Source organism: Streptacidiphilus sp. EB103A (assembly GCF_041261405.1).
Classification (GTDB): domain Bacteria; phylum Actinomycetota; class Actinomycetes; order Streptomycetales; family Streptomycetaceae; genus Streptacidiphilus.
Genome location: NZ_JBGCAQ010000010.1, coordinates 306,620 through 317,970, shown reverse-complemented (window position 1 = coordinate 317,970; position 11,351 = coordinate 306,620). Strand labels below are relative to the sequence as shown.

At 70.4% G+C, this 11,351-nt stretch carries 9 protein-coding genes; all 9 read right to left on the bottom strand.

The annotated features are described in order from the left end of the window. Window positions 1-1,865, bottom strand: a 1,865-nt coding sequence (gene cydD / locus ABH941_RS19015) for a thiol reductant ABC exporter subunit CydD (protein ID WP_370130539.1), incomplete at its 3' end; no start/stop codon positions are given. A 7-nt stretch (window positions 1,866-1,872) separates the two neighbouring features. Further along, window positions 1,873-2,871 (bottom strand): cytochrome d ubiquinol oxidase subunit II, encoded by a 999-nt coding sequence (gene cydB, locus ABH941_RS19010; RefSeq protein ID WP_370130538.1) that lies wholly within the window; start codon window positions 2,869-2,871, stop codon window positions 1,873-1,875. Between the two features lie 8 nt (window positions 2,872-2,879). After that, complete coding sequence (locus tag ABH941_RS19005; protein ID WP_370130537.1) at window positions 2,880-4,409, bottom strand: cytochrome ubiquinol oxidase subunit I; 1,530 nt, start codon at window positions 4,407-4,409, stop codon at window positions 2,880-2,882. A 163-nt stretch (window positions 4,410-4,572) separates the two neighbouring features. Next, complete coding sequence (locus ABH941_RS19000; RefSeq protein ID WP_370130536.1) at window positions 4,573-6,045, bottom strand: sensor histidine kinase; 1,473 nt, start codon at window positions 6,043-6,045, stop codon at window positions 4,573-4,575. Next, window positions 6,020-6,754: a response regulator transcription factor gene (locus ABH941_RS18995; RefSeq protein WP_370130535.1), complete on the bottom strand. Its 735-nt coding sequence runs from the start codon at window positions 6,752-6,754 to the stop codon at window positions 6,020-6,022. The genes ABH941_RS19000 and ABH941_RS18995 overlap by 26 nt, the downstream gene beginning before the upstream one ends. 100 nt (window positions 6,755-6,854) lie before the next feature. Further along, complete coding sequence (locus ABH941_RS18990) at window positions 6,855-7,529, bottom strand: hypothetical protein (protein ID WP_370130533.1); 675 nt, start codon at window positions 7,527-7,529, stop codon at window positions 6,855-6,857. A 28-nt stretch (window positions 7,530-7,557) separates the two neighbouring features. After that, entirely contained in the window at window positions 7,558-8,769 is a 1,212-nt protein-coding gene (locus ABH941_RS18985) for an ABC transporter permease (protein ID WP_134002721.1), read from the bottom strand. Then, window positions 8,766-9,647, bottom strand: a complete 882-nt coding sequence (locus ABH941_RS18980; protein WP_370130532.1) for an ABC transporter ATP-binding protein — start codon at window positions 9,645-9,647, stop codon at window positions 8,766-8,768. The genes ABH941_RS18985 and ABH941_RS18980 overlap by 4 nt, the downstream gene beginning before the upstream one ends. Continuing rightward, on the bottom strand, window positions 9,644-11,212 hold the full coding sequence (locus tag ABH941_RS18975; protein WP_370130531.1) for an efflux RND transporter periplasmic adaptor subunit: 1,569 nt from the start codon (window positions 11,210-11,212) through the stop codon (window positions 9,644-9,646). The genes ABH941_RS18980 and ABH941_RS18975 overlap by 4 nt, the downstream gene beginning before the upstream one ends. Window positions 11,213-11,351: the final 139 nt, after the last annotated feature.

The window sequence follows — 11,351 nt, the reverse complement described above, 5'->3', positions numbered from 1 at the left end:
GGGGGGGGGGGGGGGGGGGGGGGGGGGGGGGGGGGGGGGGGGGGGGGGGGGGGGCGGGGGGGGGGGGGGGGGGGGGGGGGGGGGGGGGGGGGGGGGGGGGGGCGGTCGCTCTGGGGCCTGCTCCAGAACGAGTCGGTAAGCGTGTTTCCGCCTTTGAGCGCCGCTGACTCGTTCTTCGCTTTGACGGCCCCTGCCGCGACCACCCCGCCCCGTCCCACCCCCTCCCGTGGCGTGGGGGGAGAAAGGACAGGCGGCGCCGTGGTCAGGTTGATGGTGCGGTCGGCGAGGGCGAGTAGGGCCGGGCGGTGGGCGGTGAGGATGACGGTGCGGTCGCGGGTCAGGTCGCGAATGGCGTCGACGACGGCCTGTTCGGTGGCGGTGTCGAGGTTGGCGGTGGGCTCGTCCAGGAGCAGCACCGGGCGGTCGGCGAGGAAGGCGCGGGCCAGGGCCAGGCGTTGGCGCTGGCCCGCGGAGAGGCCGGAGCCGTGTTCGCCGAGGAGCGTGGCTGCGCCCAGGGGGAGGGCGTTGACGAACTCGTGCGCGTGGGCGTGTTGAAGTGCGGTGGCGAGTTCCGCGTCGGTGGCCTCGGGACGGGCGAGGCGGACGTTGTCGGCGATGGTGCCGGCGAAGAAGTAGGGGTGCTGGGGGACCCAGGCGATGTGCTTGTGCCAGTCGTGGCTGGTCAGGGGCGCGCCGTTGATGGTGATGGCGCCGGTGGCGGGGGTGGTGAAGCCCAGGAGGAGGGAGAGAAGGGTGGTCTTTCCTGCTCCTGAGGGGCCGGTGACGGCCAGGGTTCGGCCGGGTTCGATGGTCAGGTTCAGGGACTGGACGGCCGGGGCGTGGGGGACGGTGACGTCGCGCAGTTCGATGGTGGGGTGGGGCGGGGTGGGGAGGGTGCCGGGGGTGGGGAGCTCGGTTTCCAGGACGGCGAAGATCTGCTGGGCGGCGGCCAGGCCCTCGACGCTGGCGTGGTAGTGGGTGCCTACCTGACGGATCGGCAGGTAGGCCTCGGGAGCGAGGACCAGGATCAGCAGGCCGGTGCGGAGGTCGAGGCTGCCGTCGACCAGGCGGGTGCCGATACCGACGGCGACCAGGGCGACCGAGATGGTGGAGAGCAGTTCCAGGGCGAAGGAGGAGATGAAGGCGATCCGCAGGGTGCGCAGGGTGGCCTGGCGGTAGTCGTCGGTGGTGCGGCGGATCGAGGCCACCTGTGCTTTGGCGCGGCCGAAGACCTTGAGGGTGGGGAGGCCCTCGACGACGTCCAGGAAGTGGTGCGAGAGCCGGCCCAGGGTGCGCCACTGGCGGTCCATCCGGGACTGGGTGGCCAGGCCGATGAGCACCATGAAGACCGGGATGAGGGGCAGGGTGAGCACGATGATCAGGGCCGAGAGCCAGTCGGCAAGGAGGATGCGGGTGATGACGGCGATCGGGACGACGACCGCGAGCGCGAGCTGGGGCAGGTAGCGGGCGAAGTAGTCGTCCAGGGCGTCGATGCCGCGGGTGGCGAGGGTGACCAGCTCTCCGCTGCGTTGCCGGGTCAGCCAGTCGGGGCCGAGGGCGGTGGCGCGGGTCAGGAGCTGGGATCTGAGCTCGGACTTGACCGCGGCGGAGGCCCGGTGGGCGGCGGTCTCGGTGGCCCAGGAGGTCAGGCCTCGGGCCGCGGCCACGGCGGCGAGGGCCAGGAGGGGGGCAGTGAGGGCGGTGAGGCTCTTGCTGTGTTGGAACGCCTCGACCACGATGTCGGCGATGAGCATGGCCTGGGCGATGACCAGGACGGCGTTGAGGGTGCCGAGAGCCGTGGAGAGCAGGAGGAAGGTCCTGGTCGTCCTGGCGTGACGGAGCAGGCGGGGGTCGACGGGCTTCATGGCTACCTCAGTGGGCGGGGATGTTGCGGACGCCGATGCGCTTGCGGAACACCCAGTAGGTCCAGCTCTGGTAGATGAGGACGACCGGCGTCATGATCCCGGCGACCCAGGTCATCACCTTGAGGGTGTAGTGCGAGGACGACGCGTTGGAGACGGTGAGCGACCAGGCCGGGTTGAGGCTGGAGGGCATGACGTCCGGGAAGAGCGCGAGGAAGAGCATCGCCACCGCCGCGACGATGGTGACGCCGGAGAAGATGAACGCCCAGCCCTCGCGGCCCAGTTGGTTGAAGGCGAGCGCGGCGATCAGGGCGACGACGGCGATCACTGCGGCGGCGAGGGACCAGGCGTCGCCGCTGGAGGTCTGGGTCCAGATCAGGAAGGCGAGGGCCAGCGCCGCGGTGACCAGGCCGAGGGTGCGAGCCAGGGTGCGGGCGCGGGTACGGATGTCGCCGACGGTCTTCAGGGCGACGAAGACGGCGCCGTGGAAAGTGAAGAGGGAGAGGGTCACCAGCCCGCCGAGGAGGGCGTAGGGGTTGAGCAGGTCCAGGGCATTGCCGGCGTAGTCGCCGGCGGCGTTGATCTTCACGCCGTGGACGATGTTGGCGAAGGCCACGCCCCAGAGGAAAGCGGGGAGCAGCGAGGTCCAGAAGATGGCGTGCTCCCAGTTGCGCTTCCACTGCGGGTCGCTGCGCTTGGCCCGGTACTCGAAGGCCAGCACCCGGACGATCAGGCAGACCAGGATGGCCAGCAGCGGCAGATAGAAGCCGCTGAACAGGGTGGCGTACCAGGCAGGGAAGGCCGCGAAGGTGGCGCCGCCGGCGGTGAGCAGCCAGACCTCGTTGCCGTCCCAGACCGGGCCGATGGTGTTGATGAGGACCCGGCGCTCGGGCTCGTCGCGGGCCAGCAGCTTGGTCAGGATGCCGACCCCGAAGTCGAAGCCCTCCAGGAAGAAGTAGCCGGTCCAGAGGACGGCGATCAGCACGAACCAGACGTCGTGGAGTTGCATGGTTCTCCTCAGTACGCGAAGGCGAGGGGCTGGTCGGCGTCGCCGGACGGGCCTCGGAGGGTGGGGTCCTCGCTCGGGGGCTCCTCGTCGGTGGGTCCGGCCTTGGCGTAGGTGACCATCAGTCGGATCTCGATCACCGCCAGGACGGCGTAGAGGAGGGTGAAGACGGTCAGCGAGGTGATCTGCTCGCCGATGGAGACGGTGGGGGAGACCGCCTCGGCGGTGGTCATCAGGCCGTAGACGGCCCAGGGCTGACGGCCGGTCTCGGTGAAGATCCAGCCCCAGGAGTTGGCGATCAGCGGGAAGCCCATGGTGAGGATCGCGAGCCGCCAGGCCCAGGTGTTGAGGAAGGGGCCGAGCTCTCGGTTCCTCGTCAGCATCAGGAGGGGCAACTCGGTTTCGCCGCGGCGGTGTTCGGGGGCGAGCCAGAAGCGCTTGCGGGTCAGCCAGAGGCCGGCGGCGGCGATGGCGAAGGAGGTCATCCCGAAGCCGATCATCCAGCGGAAGCCCCAGAAGGCGGTCGGGATGTTGGGCTCGTAGCTGGCGGCCTTGGCGCCGTACTTGGCCTTCTCCTGGGCCTGGATGTCGTTGATGCCGGGGACGGCGTCGTGGAAGTTGCTGGTGGCCAGGAAGGAGAGCAGGCCGGGGACGGAGAGCTCTATGGTGTTCCGGCCCTGGTTGACGTTGCCGTAGGCGAAGATCGAGAAGGGGGCCGGCTTCTGGGTGTCCCAGAGGGCTTCGGCCGCGGCCATCTTCATCGGCTGCTGACGGAACATCACCTTGCCCAGGGAGTCACCGCTGACCGCGGTGCCGATGCCGAAGATCACGGTGATCACCAGGCCCAGCCGGAGGCTGGCGCGCATGGCGCCGATCTTGGCGGTGTCGGTCTCCTGGCTGCGGTGCTGCCGCCGCAGCTGGTAGGCGGCGATGCCGACCATGAACGCCCCGCCGGTCAGGAAGGCGGCGGTGAGCGTGTGGAAGACCACCACCAGCGTCGTCTCCTGGAACAGCACCTTTCCGATGTCGGTCAGCTGGGCCCGGCCGTTGGCGCCGACGGTGTAGCCCACCGGGTGCTGCATCCAGGAGTTGGCGGCCAGGATGAAGTAGGCGGAGAGGGCGGTGCCGATGGCCACCATCCAGATGCAGCCGAGGTGGATCCTCCTCGGCAGGCGCTCCCAGCCGAAGATCCACAGGCCGATGAAGGTGGACTCGAAGAAGAAGGCGAGCAGCGCCTCCATCGCCAGCGGCGCCCCGAAGATGTCGCCGACGAACTTGGAGTAGGCCGACCAGTTCATCCCGAACTGGAACTCCTGGACGATCCCGGTGGCCACCCCGAGGGCGAGGTTGATCAGCAGCAGCTTGCCCCAGAACTTGGTGGCCTTGAAGTACTTGGCCTTGTTGGTGCGGACCCAGGCGGTCTGCAGTCCTGCGGTGAGGAAGGCCAGACTGATCGTCAGCGGGACGAAGAGGAAGTGGTACACGGTGGTGATGCCGAACTGCCAGCGCGCCATCGTCTCGTGGGCCAGGGCCAGCTCCACTTCGGTGCCTCCTCGGGTCGTTCTGAACGATCGTCATGCCTAGTTATGCATCTTCTGTTCTTGTTCGAGCGCAGGCACGACGCGATCGTTCCCTTGTGAACGTGAACACATTCACAAAGTATTATGACCTACCCGGTCAGAGGCCTTGCAGGGGGGTCCCCCCTCAGCGCGCCGCGGGGATGCTGACGCGGAAGACGGCGCCCTCGCCGGGGGTGGTGATCAGGTCGACCTGGCCGTGATGGGCGGTGGTGAGCGCGGAGACGATGGCCAGGCCGAGGCCGGCGCCGCCGCCGTCCTGACGGCTGCGGGAGGAGTCGACCCGGTAGAAGCGCTCGAAAACCCGTGCGGCCTGCTCGGAGGTCAGGCCGGGGCCGTGGTCGGCTACCTCGATGACGCCCTGGCCCTCGACGGTGCCGACGCCGATCCGCACCGGGGTGCCCGGCGGGGTGTGCTTGACGGCGTTGCCGACCAGGTTGGTGACCACCTGGCGGAGCCGGGCCTCGTCGCCCAGGACCAGGGCGGCGGTGGGGGCGGTGCCTCCGCCCGGGCCGGTGAGCGCGACCGGGCGGGTGGGGTCGAGCGCGGTGGTGTCGTGCAGAGCGTCGGCGGCCAGGGTGCGCAGGTCCATCGGCGCCAGCTCCAGCGGGCGCTGCTCGTCCAGCCGGGCGAGCGTGAGCAGGTCCTCGACCAGGCCGCCCATCCGCAGCGCCTCGCTCTCGATCCTGGCCATGGTGCGCTTGATGTCGGCCTCCTCGCTCAGCGCGCCCATCCGGTAGAGCTCGGCGAAGCCGCGGATCCCGGCGAGGGGCGTGCGCAGCTCGTGGGAGGCGTCGGCGACGAAACGCCGCATCCGGTCCTCGGAGGCGGCGCGGGCCGCGAAGGCCGATTCGATCTGGGCCAGCATGGAGTTGAGCGAGCCGGCCAGTCGGCCGACCTCGGTGCGCTGGGAGCCCTCCGGCATCCGGTGCGAGAGGGTCTGGCCGGTGGCGATCTCGGTGGCCGTGGCCTCGATCCGGCGCAGCGGCTTGAGCCCGCGCCGGACCGCGAACCAGCCGGCCAGGCCGATCAGCAGCACGACCGCGGCGCCGATGGCGAGGAAGCCCTCGTCGAACTTGGCCACCGTGGCGTCGGTGTCGTCCAGCGAGGAGGCGACCACCACCGTGACGGTGACGCCGTCCTGCTTGCGCTGGAGCATGAGCACCCGCCAGCTGCCGCCGCCGTGGTCGCTGGGGACCGTGAACGCCTTGCCCAGACGTGCGGTCACCTGGCTCTCGGTCAGCGCCGGCAGATTGGGGACGGGGTCGGTGGAGGTCACCAGCTGGTCCGTGAACGGGCGGTAGCTGCCGTTGGGCTCACGGATCGTGATCACGAACCGGCTGGGCAGGTTGCTCCCCGCGTTGGCACGGCCCTGCGGGGGCGCCCAGGAGCGCTCCAGGTTCGGCGCCGCCACCCGGCGCATCTGGTCGTCGACCCGCTGCACCAGCTGGTACCGGACGGTGGTGATCACCAGGGTGTCGCTGACCGCGAGGCCGAGGGTGACCAGGGCGACCGCGAGCACCAGCAGCCGGCCGCGCAGCGACAGCCGTCGTCCGACGGCGCCGCGCGCCCGGTCAAGCAGGCGGACGACGAAGGACATAGCCGATTCCCCGGACGGTGTGGATCAGCTTGGGGTTGCCGTTGGCGCCGGAGTCGACCTTGCGCCGCAGGTAGGAGATGTAGGACTCGACGATGCTGAGGTCCCCGCCGAAGTCGTAGGCCCAGACGTGGTCCAGGATCTGCATCTTGGACACCACCCGGCCGGTGTTGCTCATCAGGTATTCCAGCAGCTTGAACTCGGTCGGCGAGAGCGAGACCGGGAGGCCGCCGCGGACCACCTGGTGGCCGACCGGGTCGAGCTCCAGGTCGGCCACGACCAGCCGGCCCGCGTCGGCCGGGCCGCCGGTGCGGCGGAGGATGGCACGGATCCTGGCGATCAGCTCCTCCAGGCTGAAGGGCTTGGTGACGTAGTCGTCGCCGCCCGCCGTCAGTCCGCTGATCTTGTCGTCGACGCCGTCCTTGGCGGTGAGGAAGATCACCGGGATCCGGTCGCGCTCACCGCCGCGCCCGGCCGGGGTGCCCGGCTGCTCGTCCCGGAGCCGCCGGACCACGGCGAAGCCGTCCATGTCCGGCAGCATCACGTCCAGCAGCACCAGGTCGGGCCGCTGCCTGGCGACAGCCGCCACGGCCTCGGCGCCGGAGGCGGCGGAGGAGACGTTGAAGCCCGCGAAGCGGAGTGAGGCCGAGAGCAGCTCCCGGATGTTCGGTTCGTCGTCGACGACCAGGAGACTGGCTTCGGTGCTGTCCATATGCGTCCCCTGACAGGTGTGACGGAGGGTGAGGGGGGTGGTTCCCAAACGGTCGCAGTGTGCACGGTAAGGGGCGTGCATGAGGAACGGCTAAAGATCCTCAGCCGCCGGCGGTGCCACCGCCGAATCCGCCCGCGCCGAAGCCGCCCGCCGCGGTGGCCGCACCCTCGCTGACGGTGGTCGCGGCGACATTGCCGGAGGAGTCGGTGGTGCCCCGGACAGTGACCGTCTGGCCCGCCTTGAGGTCGCTGACCTTGCCGGTGCTGGAGAGGGTGACCTTGGTGGAGCTGCCGGTGGTGATCTTCACGATAGTGCCGGAGGAGTCGGTGAGGTAGACGGTGCTGCCGTCGACCAGCTTGACCGTGCCGGTGGTGGCGCCACCACCGGCCCCGGCGGCTGCCCCTGCCCCGGTCCCGCCCGCCGCCGCGGCGCCGGCCCCGCCGCGGGTGAACCCGGCGAAACCGCCGGCCGCCGCGGTCGTGGCGGCGGGCTTGACGTTCTTCTCGACCATCGCGCCGCCCACGAAGCCGGCGGCGGCGATCACCCCGCCGGCCAGCAGCAGGGTCAGCCAGGGCAGCTTGCGGCGCGGCGGAGCGGCCAGCTCGCCGGCGATGTCGCGGGCGTCCGGCGGTTCGGCCAGGATCTCCTCCGGGCTGAGTCCCGGACTGAGCTCGGAACCGGCCACCACGTCGAGCACCTGGGTGGGTTCCTCCTCGCGCAGGCCGGGGACGAACGAGTCGTTCGCCTTCACGAGTTCGCCGTGTCGTCCGGCCATGTCCGTTGTCCCCTCAGATGTGTGACGGTCACTCATGACGCAACGCCTCGATCGGGCGCAGGCTCGCCGCCCGGCTGGCCGGGTAGCTGCCGAAGAACAGGCCGATGGCGACGGCGATGCCGAAGGCCCCGTACACCGAGGACGGGATCACCACCGGCTTGATGCCGACGATCTTGAAATGTGCCCCGATCAGCGCGGTGGCCACGCCGAGTCCGCCGCCGACCATGGAGAGCAGGGTCGACTCGGCGAGGAACTGGGACAGGATGACGCCCTTGGGCGCGCCGATGGCCTTGCGGATGCCGATCTCCCGGGTCCGCTCGGTGACCGTGACCAGCATGATGTTGGTGATCCCGATCCCGCCGACCAGCAGCGAGATCGCCGCCACCGCCCCCAGCAGCACCGTGAAGGTCTGATTGGTGGAGGTACGGGTGCTCAGCAGCGAGGTCTGGCTGCTGATCCGGAAGTCCACGGCGCTGGCGCTGGTGATGCCGTGCTGGCCCATCAGGATCGTGGTGATCTCGTTCTGGGCGGGGGTGGTCGCGTCCGCCGTGGTCGCCTCGATCAGGATCTGGCTGAGCGAGCCGCTGAACCCGGTGAAGGCGTTCTGGACGGTCGGCAGCGGGGCGATGATCGTGTCGTCCGGGTCCTGGAAGCCGGTGCCGCCCTTGGTGGCCAGTTCACCGACCACGGTGAACGGGGTGCCCCCCAGCGTGATCACCTTGCCGATCGGGCTGGCCGTGCCGAACAGATCGGTGGCGGTGGTCGACCCGATCACGGCGACCTTGCGGGAGTTCAGCACATCGTCGTTGCTGAAGTAGTCGCCCTTGCTGACCTTGCTGTTGGACGCCTCGAAGTAGGCGGGGTAGGTGCCGACCACGGAGCTGACGGTGTGCGAGGTGCCCTGGTAGATCGCCGTCTGCGAGGTGCTGACCTCGGGTGCGACGCCTTTGATGTCCGGAGCCTGGCTGGTGTCGGCCAGCGCCCGGGCGTCGTCCACGGTGAGCGGCTTGATCGTGGTCGCGGTGGAGGTGCTCGAACTGGAACCTGAGCTGACCGTCAGGGCGTTGGTTCCGAGGGCCTGGATGGAGGCCGCGACCGCCTGCGAGGAGCCGTTGCCGACGGCCAGCAGCAGGATGACCGCGGCGACGCCGATCAGCACCCCCAGCATGGTCAGGCCGGAGCGGACCTTGTTGGCGGCCAGGCCGCCGAAGGCGAAGCGCAGGGTCTGGAAGGGGTTCATCGGTCGTCGCCTCCGTTCGCATGGGCTCGTACATGTCCGATGTGCAGGGTGTGCGAGGCGAACTCGACCGGGTCGAGCAGCGCGGGGGGCAGGCCCTGCAGCGGCGCCTGCCGGATGTCCTCGTAGATCTGGCCGTCGACCAGCCGGATCACCCGCTTGGCGTGCCGGGCCACCTCGTCCTCGTGGGTGATCAGGACGATGGTGCGGCCAGCGGCGTTCAGCCGGTCGACGATGCCCAGGACGTCGTCGGTGCTGCGGCTGTCCAGGTTCCCGGTCGGCTCGTCCGCCAGCAGCATCGCCGGTCCGGTGACCAGGGCGCGGGCGACGGCGACGCGCTGCTGCTGGCCGCCGGAGAGCTCGTTGGGACGGTGGTCCGCCCGGTCCGCCAGCCCCACCAGGGTCAGCGCCGCCATCGCCCGGCGGCGACGCTCGGCCGCCCTCACCCCCGCGTAGGCGAGCGGGAGTTCGACCTGGGCGACCGCGGTGGTGCGCGGAACCAGATTGAACGACTGGAAGATGAACCCGATCTTGCGGTTCCGCACCAGTGACAGCTGATGCTCGTCCAGGTAGCCGACGTCGATCCCGTCCAGCAGGTACCGCCCGGTCGTGGGAGCGTCCAGGCAGCCCAGGATGTTCATCAGGGTCGACTTTCCTGAACCAGAACTGCCCATGATCGCAACGAAATCACCCTGATAGACCGTCAGATCGACGCCCTGCTCCACCCCGTCGGCGTCCCGCGGACCCGCCAGGGCGTGCACCGCTGCGTCACCCTGGCCGTAGGTCTTGACCAGCTTGCGCACCGCGAGGATCGGCACCGGGCCGCGGGGGGCCGGCAGCGCGTCCGGAGGGGGCTGCCGCGGCCTGCTGCGGAGTCTCATCCCACACCGCCGAGGCCGCCCGCTGCGCCGCCGCCGGTCCGGGTCCGGCCCGCACCACCGGCGCCGCCGGGGAAGCCGCCGCCCGGGAAGCCGTTGCTGCCGCTGGTGGACACCACGGTCAGCTGCACCGTCTGACCGGCCTGGACGCCGCTGGTGATCTGCACCTGGGTGTCGCCCTGGATGCCCACGGTCACCGGAGTACGGGTGGTCGTCCCGTTCGCGTTGACGACGGTCACCGTGCTGTTGGCGCCGGTGCCGGTGACCGCGGTCGTCGGCACCCACAGCGCGTTCTGGGCCGAGCCGGTGGTCACCTGCACGCTGGCGCTGAGACCGGTGCGCAGGTTCGAGGTGTCGCTGGTGATCGACAGCAGCGCCGCGTACTGCACCGCGGAGCTGGAACTCCCGCCCCCGCCGCTGCTGCTGGAACTGCTCACCGGCAGTGAGCTGATGGAGAGCAGCTTGGCGGTGAGCGTGGTGCCGCTCTGCGCGTTCAGGGTGACGCTGGCGGACTGGCCGGACTTCAGCTTCAGGGCGTCCGACTCGGAGAAGTCCGCCGAGACCTCCATCCCGGTGGGGTTGGTGATCACGACGAAACCGCTGAGGGACGAGGAGGAGCTGCTGGAGGTCGAACTGCTGCCGCCCCCCGAACCCGATCCGGAGCCGGAGGTGCCGGAGACGGTGTCGCCGACCTTGCCGGTGACCGAGGCGACGGTGCCGCTGACCGGCGCCTTCAGCACCGTGCCGTCCACCGCGCGCTGGGCGGTGGCGACGGCGTTGGTCGCCGTGGTGACCTGCTGCTCGGCCGAGGCCAGCTGCGCCGGGTCGATCGTGGGCGTGGCGCTCGCGGTGGCGGCGGTGACATAGCCGGCGTCCTGGACGCTCGCGGCCGATGTCTTCGATGCGGACGTCTTCGACGCGGAGGCCGACGCCGAGGCACTGGCGGAGGGGCTCGCCGACGCGCTCGGCCTGGCCGAGGCCGACGGGCTGGGCGTGGGACTGGCGCTGTGCGAGGTACCGGTGGAACCGGTACTGCCACCGGTCGAACTGCTGCCGCCGGAGCTGCTGCCGCCCGAACTGGTGTAGCCGGTGGTGCTGCCGCCGGTCGAGCTGCCGGTGCTGCCACCGGTCGAGCTGCTGCCGCCGGAGGAGCTGCCGCCGTTGCCGCTGCTGGTGGCCGTACCGTTCTCCACTGCGGTCAGGTTGGCCTGCGCGGAGGTCAGCTGGGCCTGGGCCGACGTCAGTGTCTCGTTCGCCGTGGTCGGGTCGACCTTCGCCAGGACCTGCCCAGCGGTGACCTTCTGACCTGCGGTGACGTCCACCTCGGTAAGCGTGCCGCCGGTGGTGAAATTCACACCGGCATCGGTCGGCGAGGTCAGCGAGCCCGAGCCGGACACCGTGGCGGTCACCGTTCCCTGCTGGACGGTGGCTGTCCGGGTCGTGCTCTTGGCGGTGCTGCTACTGCCGCTGTTCACGGTCGCGTACGCGGCCCCGGCCCCGGTGACCAGCACCAGGGCGAGGACGGAGTTCAACAGGACGGCTTTGCGCCGTCGTGGGAGCACCTTCATGGCGCACAGACTGGCCCGGTCGCCCTGTCGTGCCCTGCGAGCGTTCTGGGAGTTCCCTGTACGCCGCGCTCGGCCCGGCGCCGCCCATACGTTGATATACAACGCATAGCCGCCGTCCAGCCGACTGCCAACGCCCTCA